Source organism: Tissierella sp., from assembly GCF_031460495.1.
Classification (GTDB): Bacteria; Bacillota; Clostridia; order Tissierellales; family Tissierellaceae; genus JAVKTS01.
This window is the reverse complement of sequence record NZ_JAVKTS010000002.1, coordinates 599,148-619,301: the sequence shown is the minus strand read 5'-3', so window position 1 is coordinate 619,301 and position 20,154 is coordinate 599,148. Positions and strand designations below refer to the sequence as shown.

The 20,154-nt window shown below is 29.6% G+C and carries 21 protein-coding genes; 19 read left to right on the top strand and 2 right to left on the bottom strand.

All coding sequences use genetic code 11. The features are described from left to right. The first annotated feature begins 65 nt into the window (after positions 1-65). From recG to RIN63_RS07170, 4 genes are all read left to right on the top strand, one after another. The gene (gene recG / locus RIN63_RS07185) at positions 66-2,126 is read left to right on the top strand and encodes an ATP-dependent DNA helicase RecG (protein ID WP_310444028.1); all 2,061 of its coding nucleotides are present in this window, start codon (positions 66-68) and stop codon (positions 2,124-2,126) included. A gap of 63 nt (positions 2,127-2,189) precedes the next feature. After that, complete coding sequence (gene rsmD, locus RIN63_RS07180; protein ID WP_310444027.1) at positions 2,190-2,747, top strand: 16S rRNA (guanine(966)-N(2))-methyltransferase RsmD; 558 nt, start codon at positions 2,190-2,192, stop codon at positions 2,745-2,747. Between the two features lie 12 nt (positions 2,748-2,759). After that, positions 2,760-3,242 (top strand): pantetheine-phosphate adenylyltransferase, encoded by a 483-nt coding sequence (gene coaD, locus RIN63_RS07175; RefSeq protein WP_310444026.1) that lies wholly within the window; start codon positions 2,760-2,762, stop codon positions 3,240-3,242. A 5-nt stretch (positions 3,243-3,247) separates the two neighbouring features. Next, a complete protein-coding gene (locus RIN63_RS07170; RefSeq protein WP_310444025.1) occupies positions 3,248-3,694 on the top strand; it encodes an ATPase in 447 nt (148 codons plus the stop codon). Here the strand turns inward: RIN63_RS07170 and ylbJ are convergent. Together ylbJ and RIN63_RS07160 are read right to left on the bottom strand one after the other, a co-directional pair. Then, entirely contained in the window at positions 3,687-4,919 is a 1,233-nt protein-coding gene (ylbJ, locus tag RIN63_RS07165) for a sporulation integral membrane protein YlbJ (RefSeq protein ID WP_310444024.1), read from the bottom strand. The genes RIN63_RS07170 and ylbJ overlap by 8 nt on opposite strands. Before the next feature lie 68 nt (positions 4,920-4,987). Then, entirely contained in the window at positions 4,988-6,232 is a 1,245-nt protein-coding gene (locus RIN63_RS07160) for a nucleotidyltransferase (protein WP_310444023.1), read from the bottom strand. A gap of 103 nt (positions 6,233-6,335) precedes the next feature. On the opposite strand from RIN63_RS07160, the gene RIN63_RS07155 reads away from it, so the two are divergent. The 15 genes from RIN63_RS07155 to trmD all read left to right on the top strand — a co-directional run bounded on the left by RIN63_RS07155 (position 6,336) and on the right by trmD (position 20,129). Then, entirely contained in the window at positions 6,336-7,532 is a 1,197-nt protein-coding gene (locus RIN63_RS07155) for an acetate kinase (RefSeq protein ID WP_310444022.1), read from the top strand. Between the two features lie 67 nt (positions 7,533-7,599). Beyond that, a complete protein-coding gene (locus RIN63_RS07150) occupies positions 7,600-8,118 on the top strand; it encodes a DUF177 domain-containing protein (RefSeq protein WP_310444021.1) in 519 nt (172 codons plus the stop codon). A gap of 13 nt (positions 8,119-8,131) precedes the next feature. Beyond that, positions 8,132-8,311, top strand: a complete 180-nt coding sequence (gene rpmF / locus RIN63_RS07145; protein WP_310444020.1) for a 50S ribosomal protein L32 — start codon at positions 8,132-8,134, stop codon at positions 8,309-8,311. A 112-nt stretch (positions 8,312-8,423) separates the two neighbouring features. Next, entirely contained in the window at positions 8,424-9,452 is a 1,029-nt protein-coding gene (gene plsX, locus RIN63_RS07140) for a phosphate acyltransferase PlsX (protein WP_310444019.1), read from the top strand. Further along, a complete protein-coding gene (gene acpP / locus RIN63_RS07135; RefSeq protein WP_310444018.1) occupies positions 9,442-9,675 on the top strand; it encodes an acyl carrier protein in 234 nt (77 codons plus the stop codon). The genes plsX and acpP overlap by 11 nt, the downstream gene beginning before the upstream one ends. Before the next feature lie 51 nt (positions 9,676-9,726). Beyond that, a complete protein-coding gene (rnc, locus tag RIN63_RS07130; protein ID WP_310444017.1) occupies positions 9,727-10,449 on the top strand; it encodes a ribonuclease III in 723 nt (240 codons plus the stop codon). After that, positions 10,442-11,527, top strand: a complete 1,086-nt coding sequence (locus tag RIN63_RS07125; protein WP_310444016.1) for a radical SAM protein — start codon at positions 10,442-10,444, stop codon at positions 11,525-11,527. Before rnc ends, RIN63_RS07125 begins: the two co-directional genes overlap by 8 nt. A gap of 178 nt (positions 11,528-11,705) precedes the next feature. Then, on the top strand, positions 11,706-15,284 hold the full coding sequence (gene smc, locus RIN63_RS07120; RefSeq protein WP_310444015.1) for a chromosome segregation protein SMC: 3,579 nt from the start codon (positions 11,706-11,708) through the stop codon (positions 15,282-15,284). 10 nt (positions 15,285-15,294) lie between these two features. Then, on the top strand, positions 15,295-16,485 hold the full coding sequence (ftsY, locus tag RIN63_RS07115) for a signal recognition particle-docking protein FtsY (RefSeq protein ID WP_399324490.1): 1,191 nt from the start codon (positions 15,295-15,297) through the stop codon (positions 16,483-16,485). A 111-nt stretch (positions 16,486-16,596) separates the two neighbouring features. Then, complete coding sequence (gene ylxM, locus RIN63_RS07110) at positions 16,597-16,950, top strand: YlxM family DNA-binding protein (protein WP_399324488.1); 354 nt, start codon at positions 16,597-16,599, stop codon at positions 16,948-16,950. Next, complete coding sequence (ffh, locus tag RIN63_RS07105; RefSeq protein ID WP_310444013.1) at positions 16,950-18,290, top strand: signal recognition particle protein; 1,341 nt, start codon at positions 16,950-16,952, stop codon at positions 18,288-18,290. The genes ylxM and ffh overlap by 1 nt, the downstream gene beginning before the upstream one ends. Positions 18,291-18,323: 33 nt before the next feature. Continuing rightward, positions 18,324-18,596 (top strand): 30S ribosomal protein S16, encoded by a 273-nt coding sequence (gene rpsP, locus RIN63_RS07100; RefSeq protein ID WP_310444012.1) that lies wholly within the window; start codon positions 18,324-18,326, stop codon positions 18,594-18,596. Positions 18,597-18,615: 19 nt separating this feature from the next. Continuing rightward, positions 18,616-18,846, top strand: coding sequence for a KH domain-containing protein (locus RIN63_RS07095; protein WP_310444011.1), 231 nt, complete (start codon positions 18,616-18,618; stop codon positions 18,844-18,846). A 45-nt stretch (positions 18,847-18,891) separates the two neighbouring features. Next, entirely contained in the window at positions 18,892-19,395 is a 504-nt protein-coding gene (gene rimM, locus RIN63_RS07090) for a ribosome maturation factor RimM (protein ID WP_310444010.1), read from the top strand. Then, positions 19,392-20,129 carry a tRNA (guanosine(37)-N1)-methyltransferase TrmD gene (trmD, locus tag RIN63_RS07085; protein WP_310444008.1) on the top strand — a complete coding sequence of 246 codons (738 nt, stop codon included), beginning with the start codon at positions 19,392-19,394 and terminating at the stop codon, positions 20,127-20,129. Before rimM ends, trmD begins: the two co-directional genes overlap by 4 nt. The last annotated feature ends 25 nt before the right edge of the window (positions 20,130-20,154 follow it).

Below are 20,154 nucleotides of genomic sequence, written 5' to 3'. Positions count from 1 at the left end.
TCCCTACTTTTGGTAGGGTTTTTCTTTTATATATGTTAATTACTCTTACATAAGGAGGTATTAATATGGATTCCCTATCTATGAATATTCAGTACATAAAAGGGGTAGGACCCAAAAAAGCATACAAGTTAAAACGACTAAATATCAACACCATTGAAGATTTATTATACTTTATTCCTAGAGAATATGATGATAGGTCAAATTTTATGAGTATATTAGAGTGTAAGATTGGTGAGAAGGCAAGCTTACAGATTGAAGTCATTGGTCCTGGAAGTATTATTAGACCTAGGAAGAACCTTTCTATTTTAAAAGTTCCTGTAAAGGATAATTCTAGGACAGCGTATTTAGTATGGTTTAATCAAGAGTATTTAAAGGACAAGTTTCAAATTGGAGAAAAACTTATTGTAAATGGTAAGATAAATAAAATAGGTAAAGAAATTCAGATAATGAATCCAATTGTAGAGAAGGTAAATGCAATGGAAAAGATAGGAAGGATTATGCCAGTCTACCCATTAACTGAAGGACTAACAAATAATGAAATCACAAAAATAATTAGCTTTGCAATTAATGAATATCTTGATTTAGTCAATGAATTTCTACCTTTAGATATAATAGAAAGATATAGTCTCCTGGGTATTAAGGAAGCAATTATGAATATTCATTTTCCTTCTAATAAATCATTAATAGAGAAATCTAGAAAAAGACTTTCTTTTCAAGAATTATTTACACTTCAAATGGGACTTTTTATTATTAAGAATAAGAACTATAGTAGTAATAGTGGAATAAAATTTAAAAGAACTTCAGAAGTTAATGTGTTTATTGATAAATTACCATTTAAACTTACAAATGCACAAAATAATGTAATTAGAGAAATTGAAGAGGATATGGAAAAAGATACACAGATGAGTAGATTGGTACAGGGAGATGTAGGTTCAGGGAAGACAGTTGTAGGAGTCATTGCAATGTATAAATCAGTTTTATCAGGCTATCAAGCTGTAATGATGGCTCCTACTGAAATATTAGCTAGGCAACATTTTGAATCTATTAGCAAATTATTTTCAGACTACAATATTAAATGTGAACTTCTTGTGGGAAGTATTCCTATCAAGAAAAAAGAGGAGATTCTATATAATCTAAAAGAAGGATTTATAGATATATTAATTGGTACACATGCTATTATACAAGAAAATGTGGAATTTTATAGATTAGGTTTGGCTATTACAGATGAACAACATAGATTTGGGGTAAAGCAAAGAGCGGTACTGGCTCAAAAGGGAAATTATCCTGATGTAGTAGTAATGACAGCAACACCTATTCCACGGACACTAGCTTTAATTTTATATGGTGACCTAGATATTTCTATAATTGATGAATTACCTCCAGGTAGAAAAGAAATTGAAACTTATGCTGTTGGACCTGAAATGATAGATAGAATTAATAAATTTGTAAGGAAACAAATAGAAGAAGGGAGACAAGCATATATTGTATGTCCATTAATTGAAGAAAGTGAAACACTTACTATTAAATCAGCTGAAGAGATATATGAAAATCTAAAAAATAATATTTTCGAAGATTTTAATATTGCTTTATTACATGGTAAAATGAGTTCTAAAGAGAAGGATCAAGTTATGGAGGGATTTAAAGATAATAAAGTTGATATACTAGTATCTACTACAGTTATAGAAGTAGGAGTTAATGTTCCGAATTCAAATATTATGGTTATTTATAATGCTGAAAGATTTGGTTTGGCACAATTACACCAGCTTCGTGGAAGGGTCGGTAGGGGAAAATATCAATCATATTGTATTCTTATTAATGAAAGTAATAATCCGATTGCTAGAGAGCGAATGAGGATATTACAAAGTTCTACTGATGGGTTTAAGATTTCTGAAAAGGACCTAGAGTTAAGAGGACCAGGAGAATTTTTTGGCACTAAACAGCATGGATTACCTGAACTCAAGGTGGCAAATCTAATTACAGATATGAGCATTTTAAAGATTGCACAAAAAGAAGCTATTATAATACTAAATAATGATTCGAATCTAATAGATGAAAAATATAAAAATCTAAAGAATGAAATTCAAAAAAAATTCATAAATTCACAGGAAAATTTGACTTTTAATTAATTATTATTTTAAAATGGGTAATATATGATAAAATAATTATTATAGTTTTGAGGAGGCAAATATTTGAGAGTTATAGCTGGTTTAAGGAAAGGACACAAATTAATCGCACCAAAAGGTAAGTCTGTTAGACCTACTGAAGATAAGATTAAAGAATCTTTATTTAATATTTTAGGATATATTGACGATGATAGTATAGTACTAGATGCATTTGGAGGTTCTGGTTCTATTGGAATTGAATTTCTTAGTAGAGGTGCTAAACTATGTTACTTTGTTGATAACTATAGTGAGAGTATTGATATTATAAAAGAAAATTTAAAGCATACTAAATTACTTGATCAAAGTATTATTATGAAAATTGACATATTTTTAGCTATAAAGTCTTTTAATGCAAATAAACTAAAGTTTGATTATATATATTTGGACCCTCCATTTAGACAAGAAAATCTTCTTATTACATTATTAGATTTAATAGATTCAGAGAGCATCTTAGAAGAAGATGGTATGATAATAATTGAGCACGAAAGTGAATTGGACTTAGAAAACAATATAAACAGATTTATAAAATATGATTATAGAAAGTATGGTAGCAAGTCATTATCATTTTATAAAATAAGCAATTAAGGAGGAAGGCATATGAAAGCTGTTTATCCAGGAAGCTTTGACCCAGTAACATATGGGCATTTAGATATTATAGAAAGGGCTTCAAGGAAAGTAGAACATTTGATAGTTGCAATTTTAAACAATCCATCAAAGAATAATGTATTTTCTATAGAAGAAAGAACTCACTTTCTAAGAGAAGTAACTAAAGAATTTCCTAATGTTGAGATAGATTCTTTTACAGGATTGTTAACTGATTATGCTGCATATAAAGGATGTACTACAATGATTAGAGGTCTTAGAGCCGTTTCAGATTTTGAGTATGAAATGCAAATGGCTTTAGTAAATAAAAAAATCAATAATGAGATAGAGACTCTTTTTATGGTATCTGATAGTAAACACGCTTTTCTAAGTTCAAGTATAGTTAGAGAAGTAGCCATGTTTGGTGGAGAAGTATCTTATTTTGTTCCTGAAATAGTAGAACAAGCTTTGAAGAATAAATTTAGAGGGGGCCGCTAATAGATATGGAAGTTTTAAGACTAATTGATGAAATTGAGGACATTGTAGAGGCAGGTACAAGCTTACCGTTTTCTGGTAAGGTTATGGTGGATAAGTTTGAAGTTTTAGAGATTGTAAAGGAAATTAGAATTAAACTACCTGACGAAATTAAACAAGCTGCTTGGATTAAAGAAGAGAGACAGAGAATTTTAGCAGAAGCTCAAAAAGATGCAGATACTTTGTTACAAGAGACAGAATCAAGATTAGAAGAACTAGTTGATCAAGAGGAAATCACAAAGAAGGCAAACTCAAGGGCAGAAGAAATTATTTCAAAGGCTCAAAGTAATGCTAAGGACATTAGATTGGGAGCCATGGAATATGCAGATACCTTAATGCAGGAAACCCAAGAAAATTTAAAAGAATTAATCCAATTATTAAATGACAATAGAAAGGAACTTAGGGGTTCTAACTAAGTTCTTTTCCAAACTTCCTATGTAGTAAGAAAATAAATATTGATAGTATAAATACATAAAGATTTATACTTAGTACAAGTTTTGTTGAATTTGTTAATACATAAATCCAATCATTTAACACAAATTGCTTCGGGATATAAATAGTTTCTAAGAAAGTTGTTTGGGTGTAATTCTTATATTTTAATATATATATTATATATCCGAATAATGAGGATAAGATTCCATGAAAGAACTTAGATATTATATATAATTTACTATTTATATCAGTATTATTAATAAAACTAATTGCTTGACTATGTACAGATACTCCACCCCATCCAATTAGAAAATTAATAATCAGGATTTTGCTGATTAAATTGATATTGGTTAATGCTATGTTTTTGCATCCTGTGGTTACTTCAAAAAAACCTGAGATTAATCCTTTTATTATATTTATGTTTAAGGAGAATCTATTAATTAAATGAATCAAAATACTATTAATAAAACTGAAATTAAGTAGAACTTCAATTAGGACTGAATAAAATATTAGTAAACCACCAATCAATAATATTGTATCCATACTTTCTTTGACTGATTTTGTTATCATAGAACCCAAAGATTTATTTGTCCTAATCCATGTACTGAAGAAATCTTGCATTTCTTCAAATATATTATTTTTAGTATGATTTTTTAGAGTATGATTTTTTCTTGTTTTATTTGGTTTATAAAACCTAAATATAAAACCTAATATTAATATACTAAGATAGTGTGGAATTATTATCATAGGCGCAAGTGATGGATCCTTTAGCATTCCAATACTAACAGCTCCTAACATAAAAAGAGGTCCGGAGGTACTAGTAAAACATATCAATCTAGTACCTTCTTCTTTTGTGATTAAGTTTTTTTCTCTAAGTCTAGATGTTATTTTAGAACCTACAGGGTAACCTGACAATATAGACATGGCTAAGGGGAAAGCACCTTCGCCAGGTACATTGAATAGTGGTTTCATAATGGGGTGGAGAAGTCTTCCGATAAGATTAACAAAACCTAAATCTATAAGCAATTCAGAGATTATAAAAAATGGCAACAATGAAGGTATGACAATATTAAACCATAAAGATAATCCTGATGTAGCACTATTTAAAGAGAGCATAGGATTAGATAAAATACCTATTAATACTACTATAATAAATAAAGCTAATAATATTTTGGATATAACTCTTCTTATATTTTTATTGTTTTTCATATTCACTCCTCCCATACTAATATATTTTTCATATAAAAAAATATGATTTATAGGGAGATAATAATGGATTATTTTATATAAGGTGAAATCAAATAATCCATATTTGACAAAAGTGTTGGATGATTTAGACCTAAGAAAAAAAGGTCAGTTGCCTTTTTGTCGTAAATTAAAATATCTTCAAGTTCTTTATTGTCAAGATGTTTATAATCAGCAAATTTAGTTATAATAGGTAGTGTAGAGTTTTCTTTTATCTTTTTTAATAATAATACTCCATTTTTATTAGCACCCAAAACCCGAATATATGAAGGATAAGATTTATATAATTGTTCGAAATTATCTTTATATAGGTTATTTAGTAAATGGACAAATAATCTTTGAATACGAGTTCTTGGATATCTTTTAGTTACAATACTATTTATTATCTCTTTGATATTATTAGATTTAACTCCTTGATCTTTTATTCTGTTTTCCAGCCCATTTTCAATATCTATTAGGCCTTCAAGTTTTTCTTTTTCCGTTGAGAGGATTAAATAAAGCAATATCTGATTATAATTTTCCAAGTAGTTAAAATTATTATATTTGCATAAATATTCTTCTAAACAATTATATGTTTCTATTGGAACCAGAGATTTAATAGAATTAAGTCCTTTTTTTTTCACTATATTTCTAATTCCAGTTGCACTTGCATGGCCATTAGATAAGTCAAGATCATTATAAGAACTACCAGATCGTTTTATTGTAATTGGCTTTATTTTAGAATTGGTTTTATTTATAGCTTTTAAATATTCTATTCCAAGTATATTATTTGATTTGCTTAAGATTTCTTTATAATCAAACTGACTATCAGTAGAGAATGTATTCGTATATTCTTCTATAGCGTTGCTTCTTGATACTGAATATGATAAACCTGTAGATAAATTATTTCTCAGCATTTCTTTATAAGATACTGGTTCATTAGATAGGATATTAGATATTTGAAGTAAGGGTTCAAGTTCTCCAACTTCGCTACCAAATGATAAGTAGTCAACAATATTTAAACTATCCATTAATTTTACTCCACCATAGGCAAAATTTTCAGCACTTTGGGATGAAAAGACAAATGGCAATTCTAATACCAAATCAACACCATTATTTATTGCCATCTTTGCTTTCGTCCATTTATCTATAAAAGAAGGTTCTCCTCTTTGTAAAAATGAACCACTCATTATTGCAATAGAGAAATCAGCATTGGTATTTATTTTAGATTGTTCTAGATGGTATAGGTGACCATAATGAAATGGATTATACTCAGTTATAAGTCCTAAGATTGTCATAGTTACCTCCAAAATATATTTTCTTTAATTATATCATGTTGATTTTTTAACACAAATGTAATATTATTAAATATAGATTAAACAAATAATAGGAGGAAAAGATATGAAAATTCTTGTAATTAACTGTGGAAGTTCTTCATTAAAATATCAACTTATAGATATGGATGGAGAAGTTGTACTATGTAAAGGTCTAGTAGAAAGGATAGGAATTGAAGGTTCTAAAATCAAGCATGATACTACTGGCAAAGAAAGAGTTATAATAGAAGAACCTATGTCTAATCATAAAGTTGCATTAGGATTAGTATTGAATGCAGTAATTGATGAAAATCATGGTGCTATTAAATCCATGGATGAAATAGGAGCCGTAGGTCATAGAGTTGTACATGGTGGAGAAACTTTTGCTTCATCAGTTATTATTGATGATAAGGTTATGAAAGTTTTAGAGGAATGTGTGGAGTTAGCACCATTACATAATCCTCCTAACATCACTGGAATAGAAGCTTGTCAAGAATTAATGCCAAATACACCAATGGTTGGAGTATTTGATACTGCGTTCCATCAAACTATGGAACCGGATAACTATATTTACCCAATACCATATGAGTTTTATGAAAAATATAAAATTAGAAGATACGGTTTCCATGGAACTTCTCATAAATATGTAGCAAATAGGGCTGCAGAAATGCTAGGTAAAGATATTAAAGACTTGAACATAATTACATGTCATTTAGGTAATGGTTCAAGTGTATGTGCAGTAGAAGGTGGAAAATCCATGGACACTAGTATGGGTTTCACGCCATTAGAAGGATTAGCAATGGGAACTAGATCTGGAGATATAGATCCAGCTATAATACCATTTATAATGGATAAAGAAGATATGACATTTGATGAAGTTAATAATATGCTAAATAAAAAATCAGGAGTATTAGGTATTTCAGGTCATAGTAGCGATTTTAGAGACTTAGAAATAGCAATGAACGAAGGAGATACAAGATCTAAGCTAGCTCTAGATGTATTTGTGAATAGAGTTAAGAAATATGTTGGTGCATATGTTGCAACTCTGTGTAGAGTTGATGCTTTAGTATTTACAGCAGGAATTGGTGAAAATTCAGGCTATATTAGAGAAAGAATTTGTGAAGGATTAGAGTGTTTAGGAATTAAAATAGATTCTGAGTTAAATGATGTAAGAGGAGAAGAGGCTCAACTTAATAAAGATTTAACTGGAGTTACGATAATGGTGATTCCTACAAATGAGGAATTGATGATAGCTAGAGATACTTTATCTTTAGTATCAAAATAATATTGTTCTTGACAAAATGAAGCCACCTTGTATATAATAATGTTTGTTAGTTTAAGAGGTGAAGAATATGAAAATTGATTTATCGAGTTTTCTTGATGAACCCAATGAATCCTTCCATTTTGAAGGGAATCTAGAAATTAAAAGATTAGATTTAGGTGGAAGAGATATTGTAATAGTTGATCCGATACAATATGAAGGTGAAATCTTTAATGTAGATGGAGAAAAAACTGTAGATATTAGGATTGCTTTTACTTATAGTGAAGTATGCAATAGATGCCTTGCACCTACTATCAATAAAATTAAAACTATTTTGTCTGGAAAGCTTATAAAGGGAAAAGAAGAAATACAATTCGAGGATGAAGGTTATGAAGAAATACTTTATTATGATACTGATTTCTTTGATCCGAAGGAGTATGTGCTAAACCAAGTAGTTCTTTCTTTACCTATGAAATCCTTGTGTAGTTCTGATTGCAAGGGATTATGTCCTAAATGTGGAGCAGATTTAAATAATACAGTATGTGATTGTATTCATGAAAATATTGATCCTAGACTTGAAAAATTAAAGAATCTTTTTCCTAAGAATTAAGGAGGTGTTTTAAATGGCGGTACCAAAACGCAAAACTTCTAAAACCAGAAGAGATAAGAGAAGAGCTTCTTCTTATACACTAAACAAAGCTACAGTTGTTGAATGTCCTCAATGTCATGAGCCTAAACAACCACATAGAGTATGTAGATCATGCGGATATTACAAAAACAGAGAAGTAATAGCAGTTGAATAATTAAGAAAGATAGTGATATCACTATCTTTTTTTAATTTTATATTGATTTTTTATTAAGTCTAATATATATTAAATATCAGTAGGCTAAAATACACAGCATTGGAGGGTAATTATGAAGATTATTATTGATGCTATGGGTGGGGACAATAGTCCAATTGAAATTGTCAAAGGTTCCGTTGATGCAGTTAATGAATTCAATATTGAAGTTTTATTAGTTGGTAAAGAGGATGTAATTAAAAATGAATTATTAAAATATAAATACGAAAAAGGGAAAATAGAAATTCTAAATGCTGAGGATGTAATAACCAATGATGATGACCCTGCAATAGCAATAAGGAGAAAAAAGAACTCGTCAATGGTAGTTGGTTGTAAGGCATTAGCTGATGGATTGGGAGATGGCTTTATTTCAGCAGGTAGTACTGGTGCCTTATTAGCATCTGGAATTTTCATTGTTAAGAGGATAGATGGCATTGAAAGAGCTGCCTTGACGGTATTATATCCAACCTTAACTGGATTTTCACTACTTCTTGATGCAGGAGCTAATGTAGACTGCAAACCTGAATATCTAAATCAATTTGCTTTAATGGGTTCTATATATATGGAAAAAGTAATGGGAATTACTTCTCCTAGGATTGGTCTTGTAAATATTGGGGGAGAAAAGGGTAAGGGTAATATTCTTACTAAAGAAACATATGAAATTATTGAAAAGTCAAGTTTGAATTTTACAGGAAATATTGAAGCAAGAGAATTGCCAAATGGTGTTGTTGATGTTATTGTTAGTGATGGTTTTGCTGGAAATATTGTTTTAAAACTAACTGAAGGTATGGCTATTTCCATGTTTACCTTACTTAAAAAAGAATTCACAAGAAATATAAGGACAAAAATTGGCGCCTTGTTGCTTAAGCCTGAACTTAAGAATATTAAGAGTAGAATGGATTACAGAGAATATGGTGGAGCACCTTTACTAGGGATAAAGAAACCTATTGTAAAAGCCCATGGAAGTTCTGATGCTTTTGCAATAAAAAATGCAATAAAACAAATGATAAAGTTTGTTGATAAAGATGTAATAAATATAATTCAAGAAAATATGCATATATTAGTCAATAATAATATTTTGGAGGGAGATAATAATGATTTTTAGTAAAATTAAGACAATAATAGCTACTCAATTTAATATTAATGAGGAAGAAATAAAGAAGGATACTTCATTTAAGGATACATTAAATGCTGATTCTTTAGATTTAGTTGAGCTGATCATGGCTCTTGAAGATGAATTTGGTTTGGAAGTTGAAGACGAAGATATGGAAAATATTAAGACAGTTGGAGATGCTGTTGAATATATTACAAATTCTATAGATGAATGATAACTAGGGCAGGTTAAGCCCTAATTATCACAATGAGTTGGGGGTAACGATATGAAAGATGGTAAAAAACTTGCAAAATTTTTAGAGCCATTACAAGACAATTTTAATTATAAATTTAAGAATATAAAATTGTTAGAAACTGCATTAACCCATAGTTCTTATGCAAATGAGAATAAAATGAAGATTACAGATAATAATGAACGACTTGAATTCCTTGGAGATACAATACTAAGTTTAGTAGTAAGTCAATATCTATATAAAAAGTACCCAAATTACCCAGAAGGTGAATTAACAAAAATTAGAGCTAAAGTAGTTTGTGAATCATCTTTGGCTTATGCAGCTAGAAAAATAAATTTGGGGAGCTTTCTTCTTCTTGGCAAGGGTGAGGAATCTACAGGTGGAAGAGAGAGAGAATCAATTTTAGCGGATGCTAGTGAGGCTCTAACGGGTGCTATTTATATGGATAGTGACTTTGAAACTGTAAATAGACTTTTAATTGAAAATTTTGAAACTGATATTGTTCATGCAGTTGCTAAAGGTGCCTTGTTTACTGATTACAAGACTGATTTACAAGAAAATCTTCAAAAAATAACCAGGTCTAAGATTGAGTATAAGGTAATCAGAGAAGAAGGTCCTGATCATAATAAGATATTTCATATGGAGGTAATAGTAGATAACAGAATCGTAGGTACAGGTTCAGGCAGAAATAAAAAAGAAGCGGAGCAAATGGCTGCAAAAGAGGCTCTATTAATAATGGGTGAAATAAGTGAGTAGACACTATATAATCCCTATTTTTGTACCACACTTTGGTTGTCCACACGATTGTGTTTTTTGTAATCAAAAGAAAATCACAGGACTGTCTACTAATGTAAGCCCTGAGGATGTATCTAATATTATTGAAGAACATCTTTCTACCTTTAAGCCTGAATCCATAGTAGAAGTAGCTTTTTATGGTGGAAGTTTTACCGCAATAGATATAGATATACAGAAAAAATTACTTGAGGTACCTTACAGGTACAAAATAAACAACAAAATTGATGGTATTAGATTATCTACTAGACCAGATTGTATTGATGAGATAATATTAAAGAATCTAAAAGATTATTTAGTAGATACAATTGAATTAGGTGTTCAATCATTAAATGAAACTGTTTTATATGAAAGTGGAAGAGGACATTCTGCTGACGATGTATATAAGTCAGTAAAAATGATTAAAGAATTTGGATTTAATATGGGATTACAAATGATGGTTGGTTTACCATCGGACACTATTGAAAAATCCTTATATACTTGTAAAGAATTTCTTAAGTTATCTCCTGATTGTGTTAGAGTATATCCTACCTTAGTTATAAAAGATACTTATTTAGAGAAACAATATTTAGAAGGAAATTATACTCCAATTTCTGTTGAGAAAGCTGTTGATATATGTTCTATATTGCTTATGTTATTTAGAATAAATGATATTGATGTTATTAGAATGGGATTACAGCCAACTGAAAACATTCAATTAGGAAAAGATGTAGTAGCAGGACCTTTCCATCCGGCTTTTGGACAATTGGTAGAAGCAAATATATTTAAAATTTTACTAAATTACTATTTTACTAAAAATAGAATAGAAACTAAAGGCAAAATGTTAATAATAGAAGCTAATAGTAGAAATATTTCATCAATAGCAGGACAGAAATCAAGTAATTCGGAATATTTGTATAGTATTTATAGATTTAAAAAGATAAAGATATATGCAAAGCAAATGGATATAGATTACATTAGTATTACAATTGATGAATTTTATGATAAAATTGATATGAAATTACTCATGGAATCTTATTTAAAAGAAAATTCTATGATTTAAGTAAATATTAAAGGTTTCCTAACTGACTTGGAAACCTTTAGTTATAAGGAATAGGAAAGTTCTGCTTTGTGTTTTACAAGATTATGAACTTTCCGTCAATGAGTTTCAAGAAAAGCTTTATTAAATTTTAATGTTTCAATAGAAGCTTTTCTTATAATAACATTAAGAGGTGTTATAATTGCGACTAAAGAAAGTTGAGATACAAGGATTTAAATCATTTGCTGATAAGACTGAGATAAATATTAAAGATGGAATTACTGCTATTGTAGGACCAAATGGTAGTGGTAAAAGCAATATTTCTGACGCTATTAGATGGGTTTTGGGGGAGCAAAGTGTAAAAAACCTTAGAGGTAGCAAAATGGAAGATGTAATTTTTGCTGGGACAAGCAAAAGAAAAGCATTGGGATATGCAGAAGTTACTATTACTTTTGATAATAAAAGTGGTCTAATACCAGTTGATTATTCGGAAGTAGCTGTTACTAGAAGAATGTTTAGATCAGGTGAATCCGAATATTATATAAATAAGAACTCCTGTAGGTTAAAAGATATTAGAGAGTTATTTATGGATACAGGTATCGGGAAAGATGGCTATTCAATTATTGGACAAGGGCGGATAGAGGAAATACTGAGTAATAGACCTGAGGATAGAAGAAGTATTTTTGAAGAAGCTGCTGGTATTGTAAAATATAAATCAAAGAAGGAAGAAGCAGAAAGAAAGCTAGAGAAGACAGAGGGTAATATAATAAGAATTAAAGATTTGGTATCCGAATTATCTAGTCAATTACAAAACTTAGAAGCTCAATCACATAAAGCTAATTGCTTTACAAAATTATATAACAGATTAAAAGAATTAGAAATTAATTTATTTATTAGAGATATTAGAAAGATAGATTTACAAATAGGAGAAATAAATAAAGAAAAATTAACTTTAGAGGAAGAAATCAATAAGAATAGTCTAGAGAGGCAGACTATAGAAGATGAATTTAACATTTTGAAGGATAAAATTGAGACTCTAGAGGAAAAGATTGAGAGTCTTCGAGGTGTAAATTTATCTAATTCTAGTGAGCTTGATAAGAATAAAAATGAACTTTCTTTAATTCAAGAAAAAGAAAAGTTTTATAATAAAGATTTAGAGAGAATTAAGGACGAAAAAGATAAATTAGTGAATAGGCTAAAAGCAATCGAAGAGATGAATTTGGAGTTAGTGAAAGAAAAATCTATTACCCAAGAAGAATACAATAAATTGAACAATATTTATATAGAAAAAACTTTAGAATTAGAAAAAGATATAAAATTTATATTAGATAAAGAAAAGGAAATTGAAGTAGAAAAAAACAATGTAATTAGAATTTATAATAATACATCTGATAAAAAATCAGAATTGAACAGTATTTCTTCATTTAATGATAATATTGAAAAAAGGATATTTCAATTAGAAAAAGAAATCAATGAGATGAAAACAGAAGAAAAATTGATTCTTGAAAACAAGCTAGAGATAACACAGTCTGAAGGTAACTTTAAAGAAGAATTGTCGACTTTATTAGAAGAGCTTAATAATATCCAAGTAATAGAAAAAGAAAACAATGAAATTTTTGATTCAGTAAATAAAAAAATCAATATAAATAATTCAGATCTTCATAGCAAGAAATCTAGTCTAAAATTGTTTAAAAACATGGAAGAAGATTATGAAGGATATTATAAAGGAGTTAAATCTTTACTTATAGCTTCTAAGGATGATTCTAGATTAAAGGAAGGCCTTGTAGGTGTGGTTGGGGAACTAGTTAAAGTAGGACAGAAATTTGAAAGAGCTATAGATATCAGTTTAGGTTCAAATGTACAGAATATGGTTACTGAAACAGAAGAACATGGAAAGAAGGCAATTGAATACCTTAAGAAAAACAAACTAGGTAGAATTACTTGTTTGCCTCTTAATGTCATAAGTGGAAATGTAATAGATATTAGTACACAAGATAGAGAAAAGTTTAAGATACTGGGGCTAGGATTTGAGTTAATAGATTATGATAAAAGATATGAAGAATTATTCAAATATTTACTTGGAAGAACAATAATAGTTGAAGATATGGATTATGGTATTAAATTAGCTAATAAGTATAAACACAAATATAAAATTGTTACATTACAAGGTGAAGTACTAAATCCAGGTGGATCCATGACTGGTGGAAGTTATGCTAGTAATTCTGTTAGTATTATTAATAGAAAAAGTAGAATTGAAGCTTTGGAAATGGAGATAGAGGATTTAAATTTGGAGAAGGAAGAGTTAGAAAAGCAAAGTACCTCATTAAGTATAAATATAAAAGATGTACAAAACAAGATCTTCAAAATTACTGAAAAGATAAAGGATACAGAATATTCTATAATAAATGCTGAAAATCTACGAGAAAAACATACTAGTGAGGCTAATAAAATAAGTGAATTAATAAAAAAGGCTGAGAAAGAAATAACAAGTTTAAGTTTAGAAATAAATGATTTTAATACTAAAAGACAAGAATTATCAAATTTAGTAAAAAGCTTAGAAGAAGAGAGTTTGGAGCAGAAAGGAAAGATACAGTTATTATCTACTTCTTTAAATGAGGAAAAATCCATTAGGGAAGATAAAGCAAAATTTGCAACTGATATGAAAATCAATCTTCACAATATAGAAAATGTGTTAAGAAATTTAAATGAAAAAATTGAAGAAAATAAACAAGAAATACAAAATATAAGCATATCCTTTGATGAAAAGGATAAGGAGATTCAAAGCAATATTGTTAAAATTGAAGAAATATCTAAAGTTAAATATTCCATAAATAATAAGATTGAAGAATTAAATATAGTTGTCGCGAAAACAAAAGAAGAATTGGAAGAATTAATTAAAGATAAAGATAAACTTATGAAAGGGTTTTATTCTGAGCAAGACCGATTAAGAGATATAAATAAAATAATTAATGAAACTGAAAGAACGATTAACTCTCAAGATGTAAAGTTAGCTAGGATTTCAGTTCAATATGAAAACTATCACAAAAAACTTAGTGAAGATTATGAACTATCTTACGAAGAGGCTTTAAATCATGAAATTGAAATAAAGAACATTCAGGATGAATTAGTAGAAACTAGGCGCTTAAAGGGAGAAATAAAAGAACTAGGGTCAGTAAATTTAGGTTCAATTGAAGAATACAAAGTTTTAAATGAAAGGTTAGATTTTATTTTAAAACAACAGAACGATTTATTAAATGCAAAAGAAAATCTCAATGAAGTCATTATTGATATGGAAAGTAAAATGAAAGATCAATTTGTAATTAGCTTTAGAATGATTAATGAGAATTTCAAAGAAATATTTAAAATTCTTTTTGATGGAGGACAAGCCGAATTGGTTCTGAATGATGTTGACGATATCTTAAATTCTGGAATTGATATTAACGCTCAACCCCCAGGAAAGAAATTACAAAATTTATCATTATTATCTGGTGGGGAAAAATCCTTAACTGCAGTAGCATTGTTGTTTTCTATTCTTAAATTGAAGCCATCTCCATTTTGTATACTAGATGAAATAGATGCTGCCCTTGATGAAGCCAACATCAGTAGATATACAAACTATTTGAAAATGTTCTATCAGGATACACAATTTGTATTAATAACTCATAGAAAGACTACTATGGAGATTGCTGATATTTTATATGGAGTGGCAATGGAGCAAGATGGAATATCAAAATTAATATCGGTTAAACTAAAAGATAATAAAAATGAAATAGCAAGTTAGGGGGGAAATAATGTTTAAATGGTTTAAGAAAAAAGAGAAAACAAAGGAAGAATTAGTAGAAAATGAAGAATTACAAGATTTTGGTGAAGAAGTAAATGATGATTTTGAAGATGAAACTTATGAAAATGAAACTATTAAGGCTGATGATGACTCGAAAGGAGATGCTGAAAAAGAGATAAATGTAGGAATTTTAGATATTGAAGATGAAATTATTTTGGATATTCCAACTGAAATATCTTATTCTGAAGAAGTAGCAATAGAAACTGAAACTCCTATAGAAAAAAAACTTGGATTATTTGAAAAACTTAAAAATGGATTAACTAAGACCAGAAAAGATATGTCCGATAAAATAGATGGATTACTTAAGTCATACAAAAAGATAGATGAAGAGCTTTTTGAGGATTTGGAGGAAGTGTTAATAAGTGCAGATGTTGGCATGAACACAACTATGGAGCTAATTGATAATCTTCGTCAAAAAGTAAAAGAAGATAAGGTAACTGATCCAGATAACATAAAAACTTTATTAAAGAATGAAATTAGAAAACTAATGTTAGAATCAGTTAATGACAATGAACTAAAGACAGAACCATCACCAGCAGTAATTTTAGTTGTTGGTGTAAATGGAGTTGGAAAAACAACTACTATCGGTAAATTGTCTAACAATTTTAAAAAACAAGGGAAAAAAGTTATTATTGCTGCAGGTGATACATTTAGGGCAGCAGCAATTGAACAATTAGAAGAATGGAGTAATAGAGCTGGAGTTGAATTTATTGCACATAAAGAAGGTGCAGACCCTGCAGCAGTTATATTTGATGGTGTTCAAGCTGCAAAAGCAAGAAAATCTGATATATTAATTTGTGATACAGCAGGTAGACTCCATAATAAGTCTAATTTAATGAACGAATTGAATAAAATATTTAGAGTAGTTGAAAGAGAATATCCCAATGCAACAAAGGAAATATTACTTGTACTAGATGCTACAACAGGACAGAATGCAATTAGTCAGGCAAAAGTGTTTAAAGAAGTTACAAATATTACTGGAGTTGCTTTGACTAAGTTGGATGGAACCGCAAAGGGTGGCGTTATTATTGGTTTGCAATCTGAACTTAAGATTCCTGTAAAACTAGTAGGTGTAGGTGAAGGTATAGAAGATTTGCAGCAATTTAATGTAGAAGATTTTGTGGAGGCAATATTTAATTAATCTATTGACAAAATAGAAAACTTAGACTAAAATAGTACTGTCAAGCAAAACACTTGACAGTACTATTATGTTGGTGATATAATGATTGAGAAACTTGTGGAGATAGGCACTTTGTTCGAATTTTATGGAAAGTTGCTTAGTGAAAAACAATATCAAGTAGTAGAGCTATACTACATACATGATTTTTCTTTAGGAGAAATTGGCGATGAGCTTAATGTAACAAGGCAGGGTATTTTTGATCTCTTAAGGAGAGCTGAACAAAAGCTTTATCAATATGAAGAAAATCTAGGGTTAGTAAGAAAGTTTTTTAATAGTCATGCTGATATTAGAAATATAATTGATATTACTGAGGATATTATAAAAATAGCTAAAGAAAAAGATAATGATGAAATTCAAGAGAAAGCTCTGATTATTAATAAAATTAGCAAAAGAATATTAGATAATAGTCTGGAGGTGGTTGATTAATGGTATTTGAATCTTTGTCAGAGAAATTGCAAAATGCTTTAGGTAAGTTAAAAGGCAAGGGTAAACTTTCAGAAAAAGATGTAGATTTAGCTATGAGAGAAGTAAGACTTGCCTTGCTGGAAGCGGATGTTAATTTTAAAGTAGTAAAGGACTTTATAAAAAAAGTTAAAGAGAGATCTATTGGTGCAGAGGTAATGGAAAGCCTGACACCGGGGCAGCATGTGGTTAAAATCGTAAATGAAGAATTGACGAATCTAATGGGAAAAAGCGAAGTGAAATTAAATTTTGCTTCAAACCCGCCAACCGTAATTTTAATGTGTGGTTTACAAGGTGCTGGTAAAACTACTACAACGGGAAAATTAGCTTTTAATCTAAAAAAACAAAATAGAAGACCATTATTAGTCGCTTGTGATATTTATAGACCTGCAGCTATAAAGCAACTTGAAGTAGTAGGAGAAAGGGTGAATGTGCCTGTTTTTTCCATGGGTGACAAGGTGAACCCTGTAGATATAGCTAAGGCTGCTTTAGAACATGGTAAGAAGAATGGTAATGACATTATTTTGATCGATACAGCAGGTAGGCTTCATATTGATGAAGAATTAATGACTGAAATAAAGAATATTCACGAAGCTGTTAAACCGAATGAGGTACTTTTAGTACTAGATGCAATGACAGGTCAAGATGCAGTTAATGTGGCTGAGTCTTTTAACGAGAGACTTGGTATTACAGGAGTTATTCTTACTAAGCTTGATGGAGATGCTAGGGGTGGAGCAGCATTATCTATTAGGGCTGTTACACAAAAGCCTATAAAATTTGTTGGTATGGGAGAAAAGTTTGATCAGTTAGAACCATTTCATCCTGATAGAATGGCATCGAGAATATTAGGCATGGGTGATGTTCTCAGTCTTATTGAGAGAGCTCAAGCTAATATTGATGAAAAAAAGGCGATTGAATTAGAAAAGAAGATAAGAAGTCAGCAATTTACTTTTGATGATTTCTTAGACCAATTGGAACAAATGAAATCATTAGGACCCATAGATCAATTAATGGGTATGATTCCTGGGATGAATACAAAAGCTCTTAAGGGTTTGGATGTGAACGAAAGGGATATTGCAAGAATACAAGCTATAATTCAATCGATGACAAAGAAAGAAAGAGAAAATCCTGATATTATTGATAGTAGTAGAAGAAAAAGGATATCTCAGGGTAGTGGTACTTCAGTCCAAGATGTAAACAAGATTCTTAAACAATTTAAAGAAACAAAGAAAATGATGAAGAAGTTTACAGATATGGAAAAAACAATGAAGAAGAAAGGGAAATTAGGATTCCCCTTTTTCTAAATAGATTATGAATATTATAAGGAGGTGAAAATAATGGCGGTTAAAATTAGATTAAGAAGAATGGGAGCTAAGAAAAGTCCTTTCTATAGAATAGTTGTTGCTGATTCCCGTGCTCCTAGAGATGGTAGATTTATAGAAGAAATTGGGTATTATAATCCATTAACTGAACCAAAAACAGTTAAGATAGATAATGAGAAAGCAATGAACTGGATTAAAAATGGAGCAAAACCAACTGATACTGTTGACAGATTATTTAGGACAAATGGCCTATATGAAAATGAAACTGTAATAAATACTGAGGAATAGTATCTAGGAGGTGATAGTAGTGAGAGAATTAGTAGAATTTATCGCTAAATCCCTAGTTGATAATCCTGATGAAGTAACAGTAAATGAAATAGAAGGTAGCCAATCAATTATGATTGAACTAAAAGTTGCTCCAGAGGATATGGGTAAAATTATTGGAAAACAAGGTAGAATTGCAAAAGCCATAAGAACTGTTGTGAAAGCAGCCGCTATTAAAGACAATAAAAGAGTTATAGTTGAAATCATTCAGTAAGGGATAAGGAGACTAATCCCTTACTATTATAAGTTAGGTGAAAAAATGGATTATACAATTGTAGGTAAAATAATTAATACTCATGGGATCAAAGGTGAAGTAAAAGTATTCCCTTTGACTAATAATATTAACAGATTCGATTTTTTAAAGATCGCATATATTGGTGAAGAAAAAATAAGAGTTCAGATTGAAAAAGTCAAGTACCATAAAAACTTTGTTATATTAAAGTTTAATGGTTTTAATGATATAAATGAGATTCTTTCTTTTAAGGACAATTATATTTTTGTTGATGAAGAAGGACTAGTTAAATTACCAGAAAACCATTTTTTCATTTATGATTTAGTAGGATCTCAAGTCATAGATATTGAATCAAATATAGTTGGCACCATAAAAGATGTAATACAAGGTGCTAGTAATGATGTCTATGTAATAAAAAACATAGAAGGAAATAAGGAATATCTCATACCTGCAGTAAAACAATTTATTATTGATGTCAATATAGTTGATAAAAAAATAATAATTAACCCTATTGAAGGAATGATAGAATGAAAATAGATATCCTAACATTATTTCCTGAATTTATTTCTACAATTTTGGACTGGAGTATAATAGGTAGAGCTTGTGATGAACATATAGTTGAAATTAATAGTATAAATATTAGAGATTTTTCCAAGAATAAACATAAGAAGGTTGATGATTATCCATTTGGAGGAGGAGCAGGTATGGTAATGCAACCTGAGCCAATATTCGATGCTATTAGCAGTGTAAAAAGTCCCAACTCTAGGGTGATATACTTATCACCACAAGGTAAGAGCTTTGATCAATGTTTAGCTAATGAACTATCTAAAGAAACTCATCTAATTTTACTTTGTGGTCATTATGAGGGAGTAGACAATAGAATTATTGAAAACTATGTAGATGAAGAGGTTTCTATTGGTGATTATGTACTTACTGGCGGTGAGATTCCAGCTATGGTATTATTAGATTCTATTATAAGATTATTACCTGGAGTTCTTAGAACGGATGAATCTTTTATAGAGGATTCCCATTATAATGGATTATTAGAGTATCCTCAGTATACTAGACCTAGAGAATTTAACGGACACTGTGTACCAGAGGTTTTACTATCAGGCAATCATGGAAGAATTAAAAGTTGGAGAAGAGAAGAGTCCTTAAAAGCAACTTTAAAAAAACGACCTGATTTGTTGAAAGATAGAATATTTACTAAAGAAGAAAAGGTTATTTTAGATAAAGTAAATAGCCAATTAGAAGATAAAAATTAGTTGAAATTAATTAATTCATATGCTA